This is a genomic window from Bradyrhizobium sp. WSM1253 (assembly GCF_000244935.1).
Taxonomy (GTDB): domain Bacteria; phylum Pseudomonadota; class Alphaproteobacteria; order Rhizobiales; family Xanthobacteraceae; genus Bradyrhizobium; species Bradyrhizobium canariense.
Genome location: NZ_JH600073.1, coordinates 4762095 through 4783603, shown reverse-complemented (window position 1 = coordinate 4783603; position 21509 = coordinate 4762095). Strand labels below are relative to the sequence as shown.

The window sequence follows — 21509 nt, the reverse complement described above, 5'->3', positions numbered from 1 at the left end:
GTGCTACCACCGCGAGGCCAAAGAGGCCGCAAAAGAAAACACTGTCGGGAAACGCACATGACCACCGTTGATCCGAACCAGCGCATCGAACGCGCCGAGATCGAGGACACCAGCCTTCTTGCTTTCTATCGCGACATGAACGCGCCGGAGCGGCGGACGTTCTGGGCCTGCGCCGCGGGCTGGGCGCTCGACGGCATGGACTTCATGATCTATCCGCTGGTGATCGGCACCATCATCGCGCTATGGAAGGTCGATGCGGGATCGGCCGGCCTCGCCGGCACCGTGACGCTGCTGGCTTCCGCCATCGGCGGCTGGCTCGGCGGCTATCTCTCCGATCATATCGGCCGGGTCAGAACGCTCCAGATCACCATCATCTGGTTCTCGTTCTTCTCGCTGGTCTGCGCGGTCGTGCAGAATTTCGAACAGCTCCTGATCGCACGCGCGGTGCTGGGCCTCGGCTTCGGCGGAGAGTGGGCGGCGGGCGCCGTGCTGATGGGTGAAGCGATCCGGCCGCAATATCGCGGGCGAGCGGTCGGCTCGGTGCAGTCGGGCTGGGCCGTCGGCTGGGGCCTCGCGGTGCTGTCGCAGGCGATCCTGTTCTCGGCTTTGCCGGCGGAGACGGCGTGGCGCTGGATGTTCGTGGTCGGCGCGCTGCCGGCGCTGCTGGTGTTCTACATCCGCCGCTCCGTGACCGAGCCGGAGATCGCGGCTGAGGCCCGCGCCAAGCAGGCCGCGAGCGGCAATCGCCCGGCGCTCTGGGAAATCTTCTCCGGTCCAATCCTGAAGACCACGATCCTGGCGTCGCTGATGGCGACAGGCTGCCAGGGCGGCTATTACGCCGTCACCTTCTGGGTGCCGCAGTTCTTGACCAAGGAGCGGCATCTGTCGATCGTCGGCTCGACCGGCTATCTCTCGACGCTGATCATCGGCTCCTTCATTGGCTATCTCACCGGCGCCTGGCTCGCCGACCGGATCGGACGGCGCAATCTCTTTCTGACCTTCTCGATCGGCGCGATGGCGGTGGTGCTGCTTTACACGCAGCTGCCCCTCACCAACGAAATCCTGTGGGTGCTCGGCTTCCCGCTCGGCTTCTTCGCCTCGGGCTATTTCTCCGGCGTCGGCGCGTTCCTGACCGAGCTTTATCCAACGCGACTGCGCGGCTCGGGCCAAGGGTTCTGCTACAATTTCGGCCGCGGCATCGGCGCGCTGTTTCCGTTCCTGGTCGGAGCGCTGTCGGCGACGACGTCGCTTGCGAATGCGATCGCGATGTTCGCGGTGGTGGCTTACGCGCTGTTCTTCATCGCCGCTTTCGCGCTGCCGGAGACGCGCGGGCGCGTGCTGCACGCGGACTGATGAAGGCCAACTATCGTCCGACCTGATACGGCCCGCCCTTTTCGAGGGCGCGACTGTATGCCGGCCGCGCATGAATGCGCTCCAGGAACGCCATCGCCTTGGGATGGCCGAGCTCGAGCCCGCCGCGCGCCTGGGCTGCCTCGAGCGGAAAGCTCATCTGGATGTCGGCGGCGGTGAATTCGTTGCCGGCGAACCACTCGCTCTTGCCGAGCTCGCCTTCCCAATAATCCATGTGCTGCTTGATCTGCGGATTGACCAATGCGGTGAGCGCCTGGTTCGAGACCTTGCGCACCAGCGGGCGGAGCAACGCCGGCGCGCGCTTCGGCATCAGCGTGAACAGCAGCTTGAGCAGCAGCGGCTGCATCGCCGAGCCCTCCGCATAGTGCAGCCAATAGGTGAAGCGCAGCCGCTCGGGCGTGTTCGGCGGCGGGACCAGCCGGCCGTTGCCGTAGGTGGCGATGAGATATTCGATGATCGCGCCGGATTCAGCGATGGTGTTGCCGTTGTCGGTGATGACGGGCGACTTGCCGAGCGGATGGATGGCGCGCAGCTCCTTCGGCGCGCGCATGTCCGGCTGTCGCTGATAGCGCACGATCTCGTAGGGCACGCCCAACTCCTCGAGCAGCCACAGCACGCGCTGCGATCGGGAATTGTTGAGGTGATGAACGGTCAGCATCGCGTGGTCCCCGGGGCTAGGCATGGTCGATCGGCCGCGCGTTCGTGCCAGCCCGGGAACGCAATGTCGAGCCATCCGGTCGGATATTTTAACCCGGGTATATTGACCTTTGTAATTCACCCGGGTATTAAAGTCGCCACCGTGATCAATATGGCAATGATTCCAATGCAGAAGACTTTCACCGCTTTCCAAGGGCATCGCCGTCTGGTCTCCGGGCCGGCAGGAGAGGTCGCGCTGGTCGTCAAGCGGATGGCGGAGCGGCCGGACGAGCCCATCGTCATCTTCGAGGACGCCACGGGCCGAACGATCGACTTCGATCTGCGCGGCGGAGACCGCGAGGTGCTGGCGCGGCTGGCGAAGCTTGTCCCGTCCCCGGTTGAGGAGACGCCATCGCCGAGCGGGCCGCGCGGCCGCGGCCGGCCGAAGCTCGGCGTGGTCGCGCGCGAGGTGACGCTGCTGCCGCGGCACTGGGAGTGGCTCAGCGCGCAAGCAGGCGGCGCTTCGGTCGCGCTGCGGAAACTTGTCGAAGAGGCGCGGCGTGCCAGCGGCGACAAGGATCGCGCGCGGCAGGCGCGCGATGCGGCCTATCACTTCATGTCGACCATGGGAGGCAATCTGCCGCAGTTCGAGGAAGCTTCGCGCGCGCTGTTTGCGGATGACCGGCGGCGTTTCACCGGACTGATCGCAGATTGGCCCGCCGACATCCGCGACCACATCGTCAAGCTCGCCTACAGCGACCGCGCTTGAGCTTGAGGCGTTCGTACGCGCAACTCGCGCCCAACGTGTTCGCGCGCTCACAGTATTATGACCGTCATTAAACGGTGGACCTGTGGTGCGCGCCGCGCCACAATGGATGGCAATCCAGATCAAGAAGCCAGGTCAGGGAGGATGATTTTGACCCGCACAGCCCCGCAATTCCTATTCGATTTCGGCAGCCCGAACGCCTATCTCAGTCATCTCGCGATTCCGGCCATCGAGCAACGCATCGGCGTTAAATTCGAGTACGTGCCGATCCTGCTCGGCGGCATCTTCAAGTCGACCAACAACAAGTCCCCGGCCGAGACGCTTGCCGGCGTCAAGAACAAGCGGGAATTCCAGGCGGTCGAGACCGAGCGCTTCGTCAAGCGCTTCAAGGTGCAGCCCTATGTCTGGAATCCCTTCTTCCCCGTCAACACGCTGAACCTGATGCGCGCGGCGATCGCGGCGCAGCTCGAAGGCGTGTTCGAAACATACGTTGAGGCCGCCTTCCATCACATGTGGCGCGAGCCGAAGAAGATGGACGATCCGGAAATCGCGGCCAAGGCGCTGGCGTCCTCCGGCCTCGACGCGCAAAAGCTGTTCACCCGCGCGGCGGAACCGGAGGTGAAGGGCAGATTGATCAAGAACACCGAGGAGGCTGTTGCACGCGGCGCGTTCGGCTCGCCGACCTTCTTTGTCGGCGACGAGATGTTCTTCGGCAAGGAACAGTTGCGCGAGGTCGAGGAGATGGTCTCGGGGAAGTGATTTTCGTATGATGGACAGATCGAGCCATCATCTCTGATGTCGTCCTGGCGAAAGCCAGGACCCATAACCACCGAAGGCTGTGGCTGTGACGAGCTGGGGCTCCAGCTTGCCCGACAATATACAGTCGGGGTAATGGGTCCTGGCTTTCGCCAGGACGACAGCAAGAAACAACAAGGACAATCCCATGCGTATCCTCGTGGTCGGCGCTGGCGCCATCGGCGGCTATTTTGGTGGCAGGCTGTTGCAGGCGGGCCGCGACGTCACCTTCCTGGTCCGGCCGCGGCGCGCCAGCGAGCTCGCGAGCGCCGGCCTCGTCATCAAGAGCCCGAACGGCGACGTGACCTTGAAAAATCCGCCGACCGTTCAGGCCGACGCGCTCAAGGACAAGTTCGACGTCGTGCTGCTCAGCTGCAAGGCCTTCGACCTCGATGACGCCATCAAGTCGTTCGCGGCAGCAGTCGGGCCGAATACCGCGATCATCCCGATGCTCAACGGCATGAAGCATCTCGACATCCTCGACGGCAAGTTCGGCAAGGAGCGCGTGCTCGGTGGCCTCTGCGCCATCGCCGCGACGCTCGACGAAAAGCGTGAGGTGGTGCAGCTGCAGCCGATGCAGTCGATCAATTACGGCGAGCGCGATGGCAAGCTGTCGGATCGGGTCAAGGCGATCGACGAGGCCTTCAAGAGCGGCATCGTTGGGGCCACCGCCAGCCAGAACATCATGCAGGACATGTGGGAGAAGTGGGTGTTCCTGTCCTCGCTGGCTGCGTCCACCAGCCTGATGCGCACCTCGGTCGGCAACATCCTCGCCGCTCCCGGCGGCAGGGATTTCCTGCTTGGCATGCTGGACGAGACCAGCGCGATCGCCGCCGCGTCGGGCTACACGCCGGGCGGGCCGTTCTTCGAGCGCGTGAAGGGCAACCTCACCACCGAGGGTTCGCCGATGACGGCCTCGATGTTCCGCGACGTCAAGGCCGGCCTGCCGGTCGAGGCCGATCACGTCATCGGCGACCTCATCGAGCGTGCCGATGCCGCCAAGGTGCCGGTGCCGAAGCTGCGCATCGCGTACACGCATTTGAAGGCGTATGAGAAGCAGCGGGCGGGCTGACCGCAGCTTCCGCTATTTGAAATACGCGAGATAGTGCGAGACGGCGGTGATTTCCTCATCGCTCATGTGATAGGCGACATCGGCCATCGCGGCGCCGCCACCGCCGACGCGCTGGCTGCTCTTGTAGTCGTGCAGCGCCTTGACCAGGTATTCCTCGCGCTGGCCCGCCAACCGCGCGACGGCCTTGGTGCCGGCAAAGCTATCGGTATGGCATGAGGCGCAGCGGCGGCCGGCGGCAACTTGCGCGCCCTTTTTCGACAGGTCCGGATCCTTGTCCTCCGCCGCTGTCGGCGGCGTCAGCGCGGCGAAATAGGCGCCGAGATTGCGGACGTCCTCGTTGGTGATCTCCTCGGCGATCGGCTGCATCTGATCGTTCTTGCGCGAGCCGGCGCGGAAGAACACCAGCTGCCATTGCAGGAATTGATCGGGCTGGCCAGCGAGCGAAGGGATGTTCTCGGTCTGCGAGATGCCGTTCTCGCCGTGACAGCCGGCGCAGACGGCGGCCTTCTCCTTGATCGCAGCATTGTCGGCGGCGCTTGCGGAGAGAGAACCGAGCGCGAGAAGCGCAACCGCGCTGATTGCGTGCGAGATGAACTGCCGGCGCATGATTGGGATTCCGATCTATCGAACGCGCCATTCCGGGCGAAGAAGCGCGAGCTATGATGCGCAATGGCGCATCTGAGAATTCCATAACCCGCGTTCGTGGCCAAGGGTTCCGGGCTTGCGCGCAAGGGGCGCGCAATCAGAAACGACGGCGTGCGAAATTGAAATGAGAAAGGCTGCGGCGCCGCTCGGCACCGCAGCCTCGTGTCATCTTGCGCTACTTCTTGCTGTAGCTGATGCGGTAGATCGCGCCGGCCCAATCGTCGGCGACGAGGATCGAGCCATCCTTGGCGAGGATGATGTCGTCGGGACGGCCGAGATAGCCCTGGTCGCCCTCGATCCAGCCGGAGGCGAACACCTCCTGCTTGGCGTTCTTGCCGTCGGGCCCGACGATCACGCGCATGATGCGGCCGCCCTGGTACTTGTGACGATTCCAGGAGCCGTGCTCGGCGATCAGGATGTTGTTCTTGTACTCGGCCGGGAATTGGTCGCCGGTATAGAACTTCATGCCGAGCGGAGCGACGTGAGCACCGAGGTTCAGCACCGGCGGCGTGAACTCGGAGCATTTGTGGCCCATCGCGAACTTGGTATCCGGCAGGTCACCCTGGTGGCAGTAGGGATAGCCGAAGTGCTCGCCGATCTTGCTGATCATGTTCAGCTTGTCCGAGGGCAGATCGTCGCTGATCCAGTCGCGGGCATTCTCGGTGAACCAGAACTTACCGGTGCGCGGATCGACGTCGCCGCCGACCGAGTTGCGAACGCCGAGCGCGTAGATTTCCGCATTGCCGGTCTTGGGATCGACGCGGCGGATCTGCGAGACGCTGGTCGGGGGCACGCCGATGTTGAAGGGCGGTCCGAACGGAATGTAGAACCAGCCTTCCTTGTCGACCGCGATGTACTTCCAGCCATGCGCGGCATAGGACGGCATGTCGTCATAGACGACCTTGCCCTCGCCGGGATTGTCGAGCTTGTTTTCGATGTCGTCGTAGCGGATCAGCTTGTCGACCGCGATGACGTAGAGCGCACCGTCCTTGACGGCCAGACCCGTGGGCATGTTCAGCCCCTTGAGGATGGTCTTGACCTCTTTCTTTCCGTTGTTGTCCTTGATCGCGTAGACGTTGCCGAGGCCGAACGAGCCGACGAACAGCGTGCCCTTGTCACCCCAGGCCATCTGCCGCGCGGCCAGCACGCCGGAGGCGTAGACCTCCATCTTGAAGCCAGCCGGCAGCTTGACCTTCTTGACGATATTGGCGAGTTCGGCGTCGGAGGCGCCGGTCGGCGGCCCCGACGGCGGCGCCAGGCCCTTCTGCGCCTCGGTCTCGTCGCCGAGGAACCAGTCGTCCGGCGGATGGGTCCAGAACTCCTTGGTGCCGGATTCGTATTTCTTCAGCGGCTTGTTCTTGTCCTGCTGCTGCGCGTGACCGACGCTTGTCCCCGCGAGAAGGGCAACCGCTGCAAGCGCCAGGATGGATTGAAAGACGGATCGATGGAATTTCATCGCGTCACTCCCCTAAGGCAGCCGTCAGGGCTGCACATTTATTTTATTTTGCTGTCGAGAGGCGAAGTTCGGACTCTGTCGAGAGGACAGACGCAGAAAGGTTAGCACATCTGCGAGCGGTGAGAAGCGCGCCGCGTGCGATGCGATAGCGCTCAGTAAAAATTGAGACGGAAAGTCAATGATGGCGAACGCCGCGACAACAACGCTCTCGCTGCAGCGCGGAATCAAGATCACGCGCGGCTAATTTACAGGCAGCAGGAGGTTCGGAACAAAAAAACGCGAAAACAACCCCATGCACAGTAGAACGGCTCCGGCCATCTTGCTGCCGGTGATTCCGGGTAGACATCTGACGAGTCGAGCGAATTAGCAAAGGTGGCGGCTACGGGGCGACGGGGTAGGGACCATCGTCGAAAATCGTCTCATGATAGCCTTTCGATCCGATATCGCGCGCCAGCGTGCTGCGAAAATCGCGATCATCGCGAAGACAGTTCAGGACATGCGCGAAGTCGAATTCGGGCCGCCAGCCGAGCTCGTGCCGCGCGCGCTCGTTGACATAGACGCGATCGATCGCGGGGAACAGGCGCCAGCCGCGCGCCGCGTAGAGCTCCGGACAATCCGGATAGAGCTCGCGCACCACACCGGCCGCGTCGCGCGCCAGCGCAGTCAGGTGGCGCTGCTCGAACGGGCTTGTGGCCGACAGGATGTAGCGGGCAAATCCGATGTTCGGCGCGCGCTCGACTGCGAGCAGATGGGCGCTCACCGCGTCCGCGATATCCAGCCGGCGATAGAGCAGCTCGTTGGCCTGCGCGTTCTCCGGCGCGTAAGCCGACCGCATCGCCGGATCGTCATCGTCTTCCGGAAAGAAGCGCGAGGTCCTCAAGACCACGACAGGCAGGCCGCGCTCGCGACAGAACAGCTCGCAAAGGGTCTCGGCCATCAGCTTGGTCGTGCCGTAGATGTTCTTCGGGATCGGCGGCAGGTCCTCGGTGACCCACACCGCGGCCTGTCCCGCCTCGGAGCGGAGCTGCGAGCCGAACGCGCTGGTGGTGCTGGTGAAGACAAAACTGCGCACGCCGGCCGCCACAGCCGCTTCAAGCAGATTGAGCGTGCCGGTGACGTTGGTGTCGATGAAGGCTTGCTTGCTGTGGGTCGCCACATGCGGCTTGTGCAGCGTCGCGGTGTGGATCACCGCGGTGACGCCGTCCATCTGGCGCCGCGCGAAATCGGAATCGACGATCGAGCCGACAGCGTCGGTGAAGGGCGATGGCTTCAGGTCGATCCCACGCACAGACGAACCGCGCCCGCGGAGCGTGCGGAGAAGGCCCTCGCCGAGATGGCCCGCGCTGCCTGTGACCAGGATTGTCATTCGTTACCCAATACAGCCGCCAGCGGCGTGGAAAACCACGTGCCCGTCCGGTCCGGCTGGATGCTTTGGGAAAAATTGGAGCGGGCGAAGGGGCTCGAACCCTCGACCCCGACCTTGGCAAGGTCGTGCTCTACCACTGAGCTACACCCGCATCCTGTGTCGGTCACATGACTGCGCCGGCAACGGCTGTCGTATGCCAAAAGCGGGAGGGGAATGCAACAGCTACCGGCGGCATAGATGCGCAATCGGAGGCCCGATATAGACCCGAACGCGGCCAAATGACCCAAAAAGGCCCCGGAACCGTCGAATCGGCACGCACGGATTGAAATTCGGCCGTCCCGGCCCAATTTAGGGCCAACAGCGAAGCATATGAATTGGCGACGTGCTAAAGACCCGCCAATTCCAGACATCAGACGAGGGGATCCCGTGACGATCATCGACCAGGGTAACGGAGCAGCGGGCCCGGCTGCCGCCGATCTGATCAAGGACACGACCACCCAGACCTTCGTGAAGGACGTCATCGAGGAATCGAAGCGCCAGCCGGTGCTGATCGACTTCTGGGCGGAGTGGTGCGGCCCCTGCAAGCAGCTCACGCCCTTGCTGGAAAAAGCGGTCAAGGCCGCCAAGGGCAAGGTCAAGCTGGTCAAGATGAACATCGACCAGCACCCGGCGATCCCGGGCCAGATGGGCATCCAGTCGATTCCGGCGGTGATCGCCTTCGTCAACGGCCAGCCGGCCGACGGCTTCATGGGTGCGGTCCCGGAGAGCCAGCTCAACGCCTTCATCGAGAAGCTGACCAAGGGCGTGACCGCGCCGGGTGAGCCGAATATCGCGGAAATCCTCCAGGAAGCCGAGGCCGTGCTCGCCGAGGGCGATGCCGCCGCGGCCGCGCAGATCTACGCGGAAGTGCTGCAGCTCGAATCGACCAACATCGCAGCCCTGGCCGGGCTCGCGAAATGCTACGCCGTCTCCGGTGCGATGGAGCAGGCCAAGCAGACGCTCGCCATGGTGCCGGAATCCAAGCGCAACGACCCGGCCGTGAAAGCCGTGCAGACCGCGATCGATCTGGCCGAGCAGGCGGAGCAGCTCGGGCCTGTCGCCGAGCTGGAACAGAAAGTCGCCGCAAACCCGCTCGATCATCAGGCCCGATTCGACCTCGCGATCGCGCTCAACGCCCAAGGCAACCGGGCAGCTGCCACCGAGCAGCTGCTTGCGATCGTCAAGCGCGACCGCAAATGGAACGACGACGGCGCCCGCAAGCAGCTGGTGCAGTTCTTCGAGGCCTGGGGCGGCACGGACGATGCAACCGTCGAGGGACGCAAGCGCTTGTCGATCATCCTGTTTTCCTGACGCGCGCTGGCAAGGCCAGGGGACCCGGCAGATGCCGATCAACATCGAATATCGCGGGCCCGCCGACCTTCCGGAGATCCTTCCGGTGTTTCCGTTGCCGGGCGCGCTGCTGCTGCCGCGCGGGCAGATGCCGCTCAACATCTTCGAGCCGCGCTACCTCGCGATGATCGACGATGCCTTCCGCGATGGCCATCGCCTGATCGGCATGATCCAGCCCGACATCGCGCACTCGCCCAAGAATTCCGACAAGCCGGCGCTGTTCCGCGTCGGTTGTGTCGGCCGCATCACCCAACTCGCGGAATCTGGCGACGGCCGCTACATCCTCGAGCTCACCGGTGTCTCGCGCTTCAAAGTGCTCGAGGAGCTCGAAGTGCTCACCGCCTACCGGCAGTGCAAGGTGGATTTCTTCGCCTTCGTCGACGATTTCACGCCGCGCATGGGCGAGGAGGAGGTCGATCGCGAAGCACTGCTGACGGTGCTGGCGGACTTTCTGAAGGCCAACAACCTCAAGGTCGACTGGGAGGGCGTCGAGACCGCTCCCAACGAGGCGCTCGTCAACGCGCTGGCGATGATGTCGCCCTATGGTGTGGCCGAGAAGCAGGCGATGCTGGAAGCGCCCGACCTGAAGACCCGCGCCGAAATTTTGATCGCGGTCACCGAGATGGATCTCGCCAAAAAACGCACCTCAGGCGATCCGCCGCTGCAGTGACGGCCTGAACGCTCACGCAGCGCAGACGGCTGCTCCGTCATCTCGCAGCAGCATTTTCGCGATGCTGGATGCAGGCATCGGCCGGCTGAAATAGTAGCCTTGCGTTTCGGCGCAGCCGTCTTCACGCAGGATGTCCAGCTGCTCCCTCGTTTCGACGCCTTCGGCGGTCGTGGTCTTGCTCAAGCTGACTGCGAAACGAACCACTGCTCGCGCGAGATGTTGCGCCTCTGCCCTCGCGCTGGTCAGTTCGCTGACGAAGCTGCGGTCGATTTTGATCTTGTCGAACGGGAATCTTTGCAGAAAGCTCAGAGAAGAATAGCCGGTGCCGAAATCGTCCAGGGCGATTCGCACACGGAGTTGGCGCAGCTGACCGAGGGCCTCGAATACAGCTTCGCTGTCATGCATGATCGCTGTCTCCGTAACTTCGAGCTCGAGCCTGTGCGGCGCCACACCCGAACTCGCCAGCGCGCTGACAACGACCGGCACAAGCTCCTTGCTCCTGAATTGAGCGGGAGACAGGTTGATCGCGATGCTGAGATCGACAGGCCATTTTGCGGCTTCCGCACAGGCCGTCCTCAGGACCCATTCCCCCAGCGGCACGATCAGGCCGGTCTCCTCCGCAAGCGGGATGAATTCGCCCGGCATGACCAGACCTCGCTGCGGGTGGTGCCAGCGCAGCAGGGCCTCGAAGCCCCTGGTCTTACCGGTCGCGGCGTCGATGAATGGCTGGTAATAGAGCTCGAATTGACCGTCGGCAAGCGCATCGCGCAAGTCGCGCTCCAGATTCCGTCGCGCATGCATGATCTCGTCGAGTTCCGGCTCGAAGAAACGGAATGCGCCACGTCCACCATTCTTGGCCGAGTAGAGGGCGAGATCGGCGCTCTTCATGATCGCGTCGGGATCATTGCCGTCGCGCGGCGCGATGGCAATGCCGATGCTGGTGCCTACGGTGACCCGGTGATCGCCGAGGTCGAAGGGTTTGCAAAGCGCCTTTCTGATGTTCTCGGCGAGGGTCGCGGCCTCCACGGCCGGGCTGGTCACGTAGTCGATCACCGCGAACTCGTCCCCGCCCAGTCGGGCGATCAACGCCGTTTCCGTGGTGCATTCGCGCAAACGCGCCGCGACGGCGCGCAGCAGGGAATCGCCCGCCGGATGTCCAAGCGTGTCATTGACTTCCTTGAAGCGATCGAGGTCAAGCATGAGCACGGCAAGATCAAGACCACCATTGCGCGTAACTGCAATGGCATGCTCCATCCGCTCTCTGAGCAGCACCCGATTTGGCAGGTCGGTCAACGCATCGTGTTGCGCCATATGGGTGATTTTGGCCTCGGACCGGCGTTGCTCCGTAACATCAAGATGCGTGGCCACCCATCCGCCGCCGGGCATCGGCTGTCGCGTCACGCAGATCAACCGACCATCCGCAAACTCGTCGATCCTGCTCGAGACTGTGTCGAACGGCAACGCAGCCAGTCTCGAGATGTATTGCCCGGCAGCGCCCTCGCTCGTATCGCCCTTGAGGATGCCGTTCACAACGCGGTGCTTGATGATGTCGACGTGCGGCGTCCCCGTCTTCAGCAGTTCCGGCGGCAGCCGATAGAGCAGGGCATAGCGCTCGTTGCAGACGACGAGCCGCTTCTCCGTGTCAAACATGCAAAGGCCCTCGACCATGTTGTTGATGGCCGTGTCGAGCCTGATCTTCTGGTCCTGGATTTCCTTTTGCGAATCTTCCACCTGTTGCCTGGCAAACGAAAGCTGAGTGATAACTTCCTCGAATCGGCTGGTTCTGGTCGCAAGCCGGCGATCCGCCAGCACGCCCACAAAACTCATCCCGAGCACCGACAGGGCCACGCCCGCGATTGCCACGGCGAGGAAGCCGGGAGAAAGCGACAGGGTGTCGCTTGCCAGCGTCGGGTCTGGAACGATCTGTACCGCCCCCATAGCTGTGAAATGATGCGACACGATGGCGAGCGTCAGCAGCAGCGCCGCAGCGAAGGTCCCCCACCTGTCCTTGCGACCCAGGGCGACCGCAAGTGCGGCGTAGCCTAGGACCATGCCGAGGGCGATCGAGATGAGCACCAGCTCCGGCGACCAGGTCACGCGACCAGGCACTTCGAGGGCCGACATGCCCAGATAGTGCATGCTCGCAATACCGCCGCCGATGATGCCGCCACCGGCAGCCGCGCGCCAGCGGCCGGGGCTGCCGACGGCAACGCCAAAACCTGCCGACGTCAGGATCATCGCTGCGGCGAGCGACAAAGCTGTCAGCGTGATGGCGTAACCGGTCGAGACGCCGGGCTCGTAGGCAAGCATTGCCACAAAATGCGTTGCCCAGATTCCATAACCGATGGCGGCACCGGCGATCGCAATCCAGATCAGTCGCGTCCAGGCGCGCGATGCGTTCGCTCGATGAAAGATGCTGACGGCTACAATGCTTGCGGCGAAGCAAACCAGACCGGCGAGCATGACAAGCCGCCAATCGTGCTCTGCCGTGAGGCAGGTAAAAACGCGGAACATCGAAATCGCCTCCCTCGTCAATAAGCTCGACGATTGATCCGATTGGCTTTGGTCACGTTAATTTCTTGCAATGCCCGGTTGCATGCCTATCGGGAGGTAAACCCAACCTCGACAATGGCGCCGTTTGGCGGTAGCCGGTGCGGGCGAAGGACTTAATTCTCGTGGAACCACGGGTTTAGGCGGGCCCAAGGCTCCATCCGCTTGAATTAACCCGGTGCTGCTTAGAGGTGCCCGCGGATTCGTTTGCGGCCGGTGATCATCGCGCGGATCAGGTTCTCGCGCTGGAGACGCCCCATCAACAGCACGCCCAGGACGTGCAGCACGACCAGGAGGATGACCGCGTCGGATGAATAGTGGTGGGTGTCCTCGATCCACCAGACGCCGAAGAAAGTGACGGTCACCGACATCGCGCCTGATATCGTCGAGACCGCGAGCGAGACCAGCAGCGCCACCAGCATCAACGTGCCGGCTGGATTGAGACCGATATAGCGGCCGGTGATGCCGCGGCGCAGATTCCAGAGATAACCCGGCGCGGCCCGAAGTCTGACGCCGACCATGCGAAAGCGCGAATAGCGGCTTCCCCAAAAGCCCCAGACCAGACGGAACGCAAGAAGGCCGAGTACGGCATAACCGACGATGCGGTGAAGTCCGTCATAGACGGTCGGCGTGGACCACGCGGCCAGAACGCAAGCCGCGAGCGCCCAGTGCCAGAGCCGCAGCGGGAGGTCCCAGACCGCGACTGTCCGCGCGGCGGTTCGATCCGCGGGGGTCCGGTCGGACCCCCCGCGTGCGTGCGGCACCGTTTCTTCGATCAAGCGAGGACCACCCTCAGGCATGACTTTGCGCAGACCATTTGCGCGCAGACCATCTCGCGCGGTCTACTTCGCAATCGTGTGCTTCAGGCTGAGATCTTCTGGGCTGTAGAACAGCTCGTAAAGCTTGCCTTCCTTGACGCCGTAGACCTCGTAGCACGAGCCTTCGATCTTGGAGCGCCGCACCTCGTAGCCGAGCGCCTTGGCCTTGGCTTCGGCGTCGCTCGCCGGCTTCCACGACGCCTTGTCGAGCTTGGTGCAGTCCTTGAAACCATCGGCCAAGGCTGCCGATCCCATGCCAATCCCGATCGTCAATGCAACGGCAACAACACGAATAACCTTCACGAACGTCTCCTCTTCTGTCGTGGGCGCTGCGCCGGCAGGCGAAGCGGGACCGAAGGAAGCAAAGCACATGATGAAGTCAATGCGCTTCAGAAGCAGTTGGCTTTAGAGTTATTCTAACGATCCGAAAAAGCTCAGCGCTCTCCGTATGCAGCGCGTGTTTACAGCGACACTGCGGCCTTACGTCTCACGGTTTGATGGCAAGCAGATCGGGCGCGCCGCTCAGTAGCCGGCAACCGCCATCGCGACGACGGCACTTAGCGCCATCCATCCAAAATGCCGGCCGCGCGTGGCCCATGCGTTGGCGAAAGCAGCGAAGCCGAACACGCCGGCCATGGTGACGACGATCCAGTGGCGCGCCGGCTCCGATTGCATCCAGGGCGCCGCGATCAGGAGCGCACCTCCGCCGATCCAGGCGACGGTCGAGGCCTGCCACACCAGGCGGATCAGGGTGCGGAGCCGTTCCGGCTCTATGCGGGCGCGGGCAAAGACCTTGGTCTCGCCGAGAATGCCGTGAATGAGGGCCACGGCAATGGTCACGACCCCGGCGCACTGGAGCAAGAGATCACGCATCGTCAAAGCTCCCTGCAAATTTCGTCCATACAGTTGTGTATGGTGAGATAGGCGCTGGCCTGCCGGCTGTCAATACACTAGTGTATGGTCCGAATCCGGAACCCGATATGGCCGAACAGCTCACCGCCGACGATTGGATCAAGCAGGGCCTGAAGGCGCTCGCGAGAGACGGCTTCACCGCCCTGAAGGCCGATCCGCTGGCGAAAGCCATGGGGGTCTCGCGCGGCAGCTTCTATTGGCATTTTGCCGATCTCGGCGCGTTCCATGCTGCACTTTTGAAGCGCTGGCGCGAGATCGCGGCCGAGCAGATCATCGCCGACGTCGAGGCGGACAGCGGCGAGCCGCTGAAAGCGCTGCTGCGCAGGACTTTTGGCGCGCGGCTCGACCTCGAGCGCGCGGTGCGGAACTGGGCGGCCTTCGATGCGGCGGCACAGACGGCGGTGCGTGCCATCGACCGGCGCAGGCTCGACTATATCGAAGAGTTGCTGAGGAAGCGCGGGTTCGAGGCGGCGACGGCGCGAGCCCGCGCCCAAATCCTGTACTGGACGTTTCTCGGCTTCGCCCTGTCGGGCCCGCCATTGCCGGCCGCGCGGCTCGAGGGCCTGCTCGACGAGATCCTGCGGATGGCTTCGGCTTGAGCGACGCAATGGGCTGCTACGATTTTTTATGCTAGAGGCAACCGACCGTCGGAGACCCCAATGAACGCGCCCACCGAACGCCCCGAAGCCAGCGTCGATCCCAAATTGCTGGAGATTTTGGTCTGCCCGCTGACCAAGGGCCCGCTGGAGTTCGATTCTGCAAAGCAGGAGCTGATCTCGCGCAGCGCCAAGCTCGCCTATCCGATCCGCGACGGCATTCCGATCATGCTGCCGGAAGAGGCTCGCAAGATCGATTGAGAGACTTGTGGCCCGTTGGTCGTTTGGCGCGATGACCGCACCACACCCCAGGTGTCGTCCTGGCCTAGTGCGCAATTGCGCACGGGGGCCGGGAGCCATAACCACCGAATTGGGTTGTTGCGCGAGCTGGTCACTCCGAGTCTTCGCAAAACTATTGCTGCGGCGTATGGGTCCCGGATCTGTGCGCGCTTGAGGCGCGCTTGTCCGGGACGACAGGAAAAAACTACAGCGCCTCGCCCTTCAGCAACCGCGGTATCTCACCGGTCAGACCCGCGGCCTGGCGGATGAACAGGTTCTTCAGCGGCGGGGCGCGGTCGACGAGGCCGAGGCCGATGTCGCGCACCGTGCGCAACAGCGTCGACTGGTTGGAGAACAGGAAGTTCAGCGAGTTGGTGGCAACGCCCATGGCCATCGTGTCGAAGCGGCGCCAGCGCTGGTAACGTTCGAGCACGTCGGCGGCGCCGATATCCATGCCGAGCCGCGCGGCATCGACCACGACCTCGGCCAGTGCGGCGACGTCCTTCAGTCCCATGTTGAGACCCTGGCCCGCGATGGGGTGGATGACGTGGGCGGAATCGCCGACCAGCGCGAGGCGCTGGGCAATGAAGGAGCGTGCGACGAAATAGGACAGCGGAAACGCGCGCGGCTTGTCGAGCGCCTTCACCTCGCCGAGATGCAGGCCGAAGCGCTGCTCGAGCTCGCCGTGAAATTCCTCATCGCTCAACGCAATGATACGCGCGGCTTCGCTGCGGCGCTCGGTCCAGACCAGCGAGGAGCGCTTGCCCGAAAGCGGCAGGATCGCGAACGGACCCGCCGGCAGAAAATGCTCTTCGGCGCGGCCTTCATGATCGCGATCATGGCCGACGGTGACGACGATGCCGGATTGATCGTATTCCCAGCCATGGGTGGCGATGCCGGCGCGCTCGCGCAGTTTCGACTTCGCGCCGTCGGCCGCAACCAGGAGGCTCGCCGCAATGACGCTGCCGTCGCCGAGCGTCACATCGATGCCCTCGGCTCGCGCGTCGTAAGACGACACGGTGGTCGCGCGGAGATCAATGCCCTCGGCCTCGGCGCGGACCACCAGCGCATCGATCAGGCGGCGGTTCTCGACCATATGCGCGAAGGGCTCGCCCGGCGCGACATCGCCGGCAAAGTTGAGGAACGCCGGACGGGTGGCGTCTTCCAGCTTGGAATCGGTGACGACCATGTCGAGGATGGGCTGCGCCTCGCCCTTGACGTCATCCCAGGCGCCGATCGCCTCGAACAGGCGGCGGCAGGCGGCCACGATCGCAGTCGCGCGCGGGTCCCGGCTCGGACGTGTGGAGAGCGCGGGGTCGGCGACGATGACGGGGATCTCGGGGCCGAGTCCCTGGCGCAACGCCACAGCCAGCGCCAGGCCCGCAAACGCGCCGCCACCGATGACAATGCTACCCTGTACCGACATATCCAATTCCCGGCTAAATCCTGGCCTTGCTAGCAGACTTGAGGTGGGCGAAACAGTGCGGTGAAACAAGGGCGGAAAGCCCCCATTGTGTCATTCCGGAGCAGCGAAGCCGGGGCGGCAAGGCGAAAGCTGAATTCCATGTCCAAGAGCCTGATCGACCTCATCTCGATCCTCGACCTCGAACAGCTCGAGGTGAATCTGTTCCGCGGCAACAGTCCGAAGACCAGCTGGCAACGGGTGTTCGGCGGCCAGGTGATCGGGCAGGCGATGGTTGCAGCGTGCCGCACCGTAGAGGGCAGGCTGCCGCATTCGCTGCATTGCTATTTCGTCCTGCCGGGCGATCCGCAGATCCCGATCATCTACCAGGTCGAGCGCCTGCGCGACGGCAAGAGCTACTCGACGCGACGCGTCACCGCGATTCAGCACGGCAACGCGATCTTCTCGATCATGGTGTCGTTCCATGCCGAGGAAGAGAGCGCGTTCGATCACCAGGACAAGATGCCCGACGTGCCGCGGCCGGAAAAGCTGACGGCGGAGGAGGTCGCGAAGCAGCCGATGTTCAAGGAGATGCCGGAGTTCATCCGCCGCTACTATGAATCCGACCGTCCGATCGAGCTGCGCCCGGTCGAGCTCGGCCGCTATTTCGGCCAAAAGATCGAGGACGGCCGCATCCATGTCTGGATCAAAACCGCGGCAACGCTGCCGGACGATCCGGCGCTGCACATGTGCGCGCTGGCCTACGCGTCCGACTTCTCGCTGCTCGACGCGATCATGGCGCGCTACGGCCGCACCCTGTTCGACAAGCGCATGATGCCAGCGAGCCTCGACCACGCGATGTGGTTTCACCGGCCGTTCCGCGCCGACGAATGGCTGCTCTACGCACAGGATTCGCCAAGCGCCCGAATCGGCCGCGGCTTGACCCGCGGCTCGATCTTCAAGCCCGACGGCACGCTGGTGGCCTCCGTCGCGCAGGAAGGCTCGGTGCGCGAACGGAAAGCCTGAGAGGCATAAGCACGATCGATCGCGCTTATGCCTCTCGAGGTCAGGTCCGGAGCGATCCTCGCGGAGCCAGGACGGTCTCCGACGCGAACCAGTTCATGATCCAGCGATACACCCACGGGATCGGGATGATGAAGCCGCAAAGGAATGCAGCCACGATGCCCCGCCAGAGAATCCCGAGACCGCTGCCGTTGAAGACGATCTCGCGCCGCGTGCCTTCGATGCTGCGGCAGAACCAGCGCATTTGAGCCGCGGCGACCCAGGCCCAGCCGATGATGGTGATGATGGAGATCGCAAACAGCAGGCTCCAGCCGACATAGGCCCAGACCGTGCCGGTGAAGCTCAGGCCGAGCGGCTGCCCGTTGGAGGCGAGGTTCGCGACCATCCATTTGATCAGGAGCCAGTAGAGAACGATCTGGGCGATGAACAGCAAATTGCTCAGCAAGGGGACGCCGATCAACCCGATCACGATCGCCAGAACGATGAAGCCGAAATACCAGGGCACCAGCGCCATCGCATTGCCGGTGAAGCTGAGATTGGGCCGTCCGGGGACCTTCACGCAGGACACGATCCATTTCGTGTACCAGACGAACACCCACGGCACCGGGATGATGAAGCACATGCCGATCAGCATCACGATGCTGCGCCAGGTGAACTCGAGGATGCCGAAATCGACCGCCAGCGATCCTCCGCCGCCACCGCCGCCGTAGCCTCCGGAGCCCATCATCGGCGGGCCGCCAGCCGGCATCATCGGAGGCGCACCGCCGCCGCTGATCAGGCCAGGGATTTCGGCCGCCTTCTGCCAGCCGGCCATGCCCTCCGACCACACCAGCGTATCGGGGCGCACGACTCCCTGGGCGACGAGGTCGCGGAATTGCCCTTCCTGGTAGGGCCCCTGCTGCTTGCCCTCGGATGCGTAGAACCAACTCGCCATGAAGCGTCCCCCCTCAAACATAGTTTTGTACCGGCCGCGACGCTTGGGTTCATCGCATCCATGCCAAAAACGCATTGTGGAGGATGAACGGCTGCCCTGTACAGAGGCGGCCGTTCACATAGCCCAACGATTTTCCGCTTCAATCTGCAACTTTTTTATGCCATTTGCCCGGAAAGATGCCAGATTGACGCAGCGCCGGGGACATACGGCGCGGCGCATCCCGGGGAATAGGCCTGACCATGAAACTCGTCGTCGCGATCATCAAACCCTTCAAGCTCGATGAAGTCCGCCAGGCACTGACGGCGATCGGCGTCCACGGCATGACCGTGACCGAAGTGAAGGGCTATGGCCGCCAAAAGGGCCACACCGAGATCTATCGCGGCGCTGAGTACGTGGTGAATTTCCTGCCGAAGCTGCGGATCGAGATCGCGGTCGCCTCCGATATCGCCGAGAAGGCGGTCGCCGTCATCACCGCGACCGCGCGCACCGGCCAGATCGGTGACGGCAAGATCTTCGTCACGCCGATTGATCACGCGACCCGCATTCGCACCGGCGAGACTGACAGCGACGCGCTCTGATTCAAGACCCTCATGGTGAGGAGCGCGGAACGCGTTTCCGGACGATGCTTTGCATCGCCGGGCGAACCATGAAGGCCCGGCTCTCGCCCGCGGCCATCCTTCGAGACGCCCGCTTGTCGCGGGCTCCTCAGGATGAGGGTGGAGTGCGGTGAGGCAGGGACTAATTCTTATCTAGATCGCACCGGGCAACGGCGCCACGGCGTGCGACGCAATCAATAGCTGGGGGAAACGACATGGCGGGATTGTTGCGCCGCGCGGCTGCTATTGCCGCGCCGATCGGGCTTGTGTCGATCATGGCTTCGCCGGCGCGCGCCGCGGGCTCAGAGATCAACACCGCCGACACCGCCTGGATGATTGTCGCCACCGCATTGGTGCTGATGATGACGATCCCGGGGCTCGCGCTGTTCTATTCCGGCATGGTGCGCAAGAAGAACGTGCTCGCCACCATGGCGCAGAGCCTCGCCGCGGTGACGATCATCTCCATTCTCTGGGTCGCCTTCGGCTATTCGCTGTGCTTCGTCGGCGACGGCCCATGGATCGGCACGCTCGACCGCTGGTTCCTCGCCGGCATGACCATGGACAGCGTCAACCCGGCGGCGAAGACGATCCCGGAAGCGCTGTTCATGCTGTACCAGATGACGTTTGCGATCATCACGGTGGCGCTGGTCGCGGGCGCGGTCGCCGACCGGATGCGTTTCTCCGCTTATCTGCTGTTCTCAGTGGCCTGGTTCATCTTCGTCTACATTCCGCTGGCGCACTGGGTGTGGGGCGGCGGCTTCCTCGCCAGCATGGGCGTGCTGGATTTCGCCGGCGGCCTCGTGGTGCATCTGTCCGCCGGCACCGCCGGCCTCGTTGCGGCGAAGGTGATGGGACGCCGTCACGGCTACGGCACCGAAAATCTTTCGCCGTTCGATCTGTCGCTCGCGGTGATGGGCACCGGCCTGTTGTGGGTCGGCTGGTTCGGTTTCAACGGCGGCTCGGCGGGCGCAGCCAATTCGCGCGCGGTGCTGGCGATCATCGCGACCCATCTCGCAGCCTGCTCCGGCGCGCTGACCTGGGGTGCGATCGAATGGTCGACGCGACGCAAGCCGTCCGTGCTCGGCATGATCTCCGGCGCGGTCGCCGGCCTCGGCACCATCACGCCGGCCTCGGGATTCGTGGCGCCCTGGCACGGTATCGTCATCGGCGTGATCGCAGGCCTCGTCTGCTACTGGGCCTGCACCTGGCTGAAGCACCGGTTCGACTATGACGATTCGCTCGACGTGTTCGGCGTCCACGGCATCGGCGGGCTGACCGGGACCCTGCTGGCCGGCGTGTTCGCAACCAGCGCGATCGGCGGCACCGCCGGCCTGCTCGAAGGCCATCCGCAGCAGCTTCTGATCCAGCTGTATGGGGTCGCCGTCACCTTCGTCTGGTCGGCCGGCGTGAGCTTCGTCCTGCTCAAGCTGGTCAGCCTGTTCGTGCCGTTGCGCGTCTCGCGGGAGCACGAGCTCGAAGGGCTGGATATTTCGCAGCACGGCGAGGCGCTGCAGTAATGGGCCTTGCGCAACACATAAGCCTGTGCTTATGTGTTGCCATGATCGAAGCCGACATCTTCAAGGCGCTGGCCGACCCGACCCGCCGCAAGGTCTTTGAAAAGCTTGCCGGCGGAAGCCTGAATGCGAGCGCCTTGCGCGACGGATTGGAGATCAGCCAACCGGCGATGTCGCAGCATCTTGCGGTGCTGCGCGGAGCAGGCCTGGTGCGCGAACAGCGGCAGGGCCGCTTTGTGAATTACGAAGTCGATCCCGAAGGAATTCTCGCCATCGGGACCTGGCTTGCGCGCTACCGCGCCTATTGGCCGAAACGCATGGATGCCCTCGCCGATCTCTTGAAGGAGATGGATCAATGAGCGACGCCGCGAAGCCTGATCCCTCCGACGCAGCTCTCGTCCTCGAATATGAATTCGATGCGCCGCCGGCCAAGGTCTGGCGCGCGGTGACCATTCCGGCGTTGCGCGAGCGCTGGCTGCCGGATTGCGACCTTGCGGGCGCCGAGCCGGAATCATCAATCCCAGGCCAGGAGGTGCGCTACCGGCTTCGCGATTCCGAACCGCCGTTTCGCGAAAGCCATGTCATCTTCCGGATCGAACCGAACGAGGATGGCGGCACCCGCTTCCGCATCATCCAGCAAACCTGCATGAAGCTGCCGCAGCCGGCCAACAGCAATGGCTGCCTGATGCGCGCGGCCGCCTAACACCAACACCACTTCA

The 21509-nt window shown here is 63.7% G+C and carries 23 protein-coding genes and 1 tRNA gene; 13 read left to right on the top strand and 11 right to left on the bottom strand.

The window, feature by feature from the left end; translation table 11 throughout:
* The first annotated feature begins 57 nt into the window (after positions 1 to 57).
* On the top strand, positions 58 to 1353 hold the full coding sequence (locus BRA1253DRAFT_RS24095; protein ID WP_007598667.1) for an MFS transporter: 1296 nt from the start codon (positions 58 to 60) through the stop codon (positions 1351 to 1353).
* Between the two features lie 10 nt (positions 1354 to 1363).
* Here BRA1253DRAFT_RS24095 and BRA1253DRAFT_RS24090 read toward each other — a convergent pair whose 3' ends face one another.
* Positions 1364 to 2029, bottom strand: a complete 666-nt coding sequence (locus tag BRA1253DRAFT_RS24090) for a glutathione S-transferase family protein (RefSeq protein WP_007598666.1) — start codon at positions 2027 to 2029, stop codon at positions 1364 to 1366.
* Between the two features lie 150 nt (positions 2030 to 2179).
* Between BRA1253DRAFT_RS24090 and BRA1253DRAFT_RS24085 the strand changes: the two genes are divergently transcribed.
* The 3 genes from BRA1253DRAFT_RS24085 to panE all read left to right on the top strand — a co-directional run bounded on the left by BRA1253DRAFT_RS24085 (position 2180) and on the right by panE (position 4640).
* The gene (locus tag BRA1253DRAFT_RS24085; protein WP_007598665.1) at positions 2180 to 2776 is read left to right on the top strand and encodes a DUF2239 family protein; all 597 of its coding nucleotides are present in this window, start codon (positions 2180 to 2182) and stop codon (positions 2774 to 2776) included.
* A 141-nt stretch (positions 2777 to 2917) separates the two neighbouring features.
* Positions 2918 to 3532: a 2-hydroxychromene-2-carboxylate isomerase gene (locus BRA1253DRAFT_RS24080; protein ID WP_007598664.1), complete on the top strand. Its 615-nt coding sequence runs from the start codon at positions 2918 to 2920 to the stop codon at positions 3530 to 3532.
* Positions 3533 to 3716: 184 nt separating this feature from the next.
* Complete coding sequence (panE, locus tag BRA1253DRAFT_RS24075) at positions 3717 to 4640, top strand: 2-dehydropantoate 2-reductase (protein WP_007598663.1); 924 nt, start codon at positions 3717 to 3719, stop codon at positions 4638 to 4640.
* 12 nt (positions 4641 to 4652) lie between these two features.
* Here the strand turns inward: panE and BRA1253DRAFT_RS24070 are convergent, their stop codons facing one another.
* From BRA1253DRAFT_RS24070 to BRA1253DRAFT_RS24055, 4 genes are all read right to left on the bottom strand, one after another.
* The gene (locus tag BRA1253DRAFT_RS24070; protein ID WP_007598662.1) at positions 4653 to 5246 is read right to left on the bottom strand and encodes a cytochrome c; all 594 of its coding nucleotides are present in this window, start codon (positions 5244 to 5246) and stop codon (positions 4653 to 4655) included.
* Positions 5247 to 5460: 214 nt separating this feature from the next.
* A complete protein-coding gene (locus tag BRA1253DRAFT_RS24065; RefSeq protein ID WP_007598661.1) occupies positions 5461 to 6741 on the bottom strand; it encodes a sorbosone dehydrogenase family protein in 1281 nt (426 codons plus the stop codon).
* 379 nt (positions 6742 to 7120) lie between these two features.
* Positions 7121 to 8107 (bottom strand): NAD(P)-dependent oxidoreductase, encoded by a 987-nt coding sequence (locus BRA1253DRAFT_RS24060; protein WP_007598660.1) that lies wholly within the window; start codon positions 8105 to 8107, stop codon positions 7121 to 7123.
* A gap of 76 nt (positions 8108 to 8183) precedes the next feature.
* A tRNA-Gly gene (locus BRA1253DRAFT_RS24055) sits at positions 8184 to 8258 on the bottom strand.
* A gap of 275 nt (positions 8259 to 8533) precedes the next feature.
* On the opposite strand from BRA1253DRAFT_RS24055, the gene trxA reads away from it, so the two are divergent.
* Both trxA and BRA1253DRAFT_RS24045 read left to right on the top strand, forming a co-directional pair.
* Complete coding sequence (trxA, locus tag BRA1253DRAFT_RS24050; protein WP_007598659.1) at positions 8534 to 9457, top strand: thioredoxin; 924 nt, start codon at positions 8534 to 8536, stop codon at positions 9455 to 9457.
* 31 nt (positions 9458 to 9488) lie between these two features.
* A complete protein-coding gene (locus BRA1253DRAFT_RS24045; RefSeq protein WP_007598658.1) occupies positions 9489 to 10166 on the top strand; it encodes an LON peptidase substrate-binding domain-containing protein in 678 nt (225 codons plus the stop codon).
* A 12-nt stretch (positions 10167 to 10178) separates the two neighbouring features.
* On the opposite strand, the gene BRA1253DRAFT_RS24040 is transcribed toward BRA1253DRAFT_RS24045, so the two are convergent.
* The 4 genes from BRA1253DRAFT_RS24040 to BRA1253DRAFT_RS24025 form a co-directional block, all read right to left on the bottom strand.
* Positions 10179 to 12680 (bottom strand): EAL domain-containing protein, encoded by a 2502-nt coding sequence (locus tag BRA1253DRAFT_RS24040; RefSeq protein ID WP_007598656.1) that lies wholly within the window; start codon positions 12678 to 12680, stop codon positions 10179 to 10181.
* A 221-nt stretch (positions 12681 to 12901) separates the two neighbouring features.
* A complete protein-coding gene (locus BRA1253DRAFT_RS24035) occupies positions 12902 to 13495 on the bottom strand; it encodes a cytochrome b/b6 domain-containing protein (RefSeq protein WP_035993875.1) in 594 nt (197 codons plus the stop codon).
* Between the two features lie 63 nt (positions 13496 to 13558).
* The gene (locus tag BRA1253DRAFT_RS24030) at positions 13559 to 13837 is read right to left on the bottom strand and encodes a PepSY domain-containing protein (RefSeq protein WP_007598654.1); all 279 of its coding nucleotides are present in this window, start codon (positions 13835 to 13837) and stop codon (positions 13559 to 13561) included.
* A 219-nt stretch (positions 13838 to 14056) separates the two neighbouring features.
* Entirely contained in the window at positions 14057 to 14407 is a 351-nt protein-coding gene (locus tag BRA1253DRAFT_RS24025; RefSeq protein WP_007598653.1) for a hypothetical protein, read from the bottom strand.
* Positions 14408 to 14514: 107 nt separating this feature from the next.
* Here BRA1253DRAFT_RS24025 and BRA1253DRAFT_RS24020 point away from each other — a divergent pair, with 107 nt between their 5' ends.
* Positions 14515 to 15045 (top strand): TetR/AcrR family transcriptional regulator, encoded by a 531-nt coding sequence (locus BRA1253DRAFT_RS24020; protein WP_007598652.1) that lies wholly within the window; start codon positions 14515 to 14517, stop codon positions 15043 to 15045.
* A 60-nt stretch (positions 15046 to 15105) separates the two neighbouring features.
* Entirely contained in the window at positions 15106 to 15303 is a 198-nt protein-coding gene (locus BRA1253DRAFT_RS24015; protein WP_007598651.1) for a Trm112 family protein, read from the top strand.
* Between the two features lie 223 nt (positions 15304 to 15526).
* Here the strand turns inward: BRA1253DRAFT_RS24015 and BRA1253DRAFT_RS24010 are convergent, their stop codons facing one another.
* Positions 15527 to 16747 (bottom strand): ubiquinone biosynthesis hydroxylase, encoded by a 1221-nt coding sequence (locus tag BRA1253DRAFT_RS24010; protein ID WP_007598650.1) that lies wholly within the window; start codon positions 16745 to 16747, stop codon positions 15527 to 15529.
* A gap of 138 nt (positions 16748 to 16885) precedes the next feature.
* Between BRA1253DRAFT_RS24010 and tesB the strand changes: the two genes are divergently transcribed.
* The gene (gene tesB, locus BRA1253DRAFT_RS24005) at positions 16886 to 17749 is read left to right on the top strand and encodes an acyl-CoA thioesterase II (RefSeq protein ID WP_007598649.1); all 864 of its coding nucleotides are present in this window, start codon (positions 16886 to 16888) and stop codon (positions 17747 to 17749) included.
* Between the two features lie 40 nt (positions 17750 to 17789).
* Here the strand turns inward: tesB and BRA1253DRAFT_RS24000 are convergent, their stop codons facing one another.
* Positions 17790 to 18680: a DUF4339 domain-containing protein gene (locus BRA1253DRAFT_RS24000; RefSeq protein WP_007598648.1), complete on the bottom strand. Its 891-nt coding sequence runs from the start codon at positions 18678 to 18680 to the stop codon at positions 17790 to 17792.
* A gap of 239 nt (positions 18681 to 18919) precedes the next feature.
* On the opposite strand from BRA1253DRAFT_RS24000, the gene BRA1253DRAFT_RS23995 reads away from it, so the two are divergent.
* The 4 genes from BRA1253DRAFT_RS23995 (at position 18920) to BRA1253DRAFT_RS23980 (ending at position 21493) form a co-directional block, all read left to right on the top strand.
* Positions 18920 to 19258, top strand: coding sequence for a P-II family nitrogen regulator (locus BRA1253DRAFT_RS23995; RefSeq protein ID WP_007598647.1), 339 nt, complete (start codon positions 18920 to 18922; stop codon positions 19256 to 19258).
* Positions 19259 to 19491: 233 nt separating this feature from the next.
* On the top strand, positions 19492 to 20793 hold the full coding sequence (locus tag BRA1253DRAFT_RS23990; protein ID WP_007598646.1) for an ammonium transporter: 1302 nt from the start codon (positions 19492 to 19494) through the stop codon (positions 20791 to 20793).
* 41 nt (positions 20794 to 20834) lie between these two features.
* Positions 20835 to 21149, top strand: a complete 315-nt coding sequence (locus tag BRA1253DRAFT_RS23985) for a helix-turn-helix transcriptional regulator (protein WP_035993871.1) — start codon at positions 20835 to 20837, stop codon at positions 21147 to 21149.
* The gene (locus BRA1253DRAFT_RS23980) at positions 21146 to 21493 is read left to right on the top strand and encodes an SRPBCC domain-containing protein (protein WP_007598644.1); all 348 of its coding nucleotides are present in this window, start codon (positions 21146 to 21148) and stop codon (positions 21491 to 21493) included. Before BRA1253DRAFT_RS23985 ends, BRA1253DRAFT_RS23980 begins: the two co-directional genes overlap by 4 nt.
* Positions 21494 to 21509: the final 16 nt, after the last annotated feature.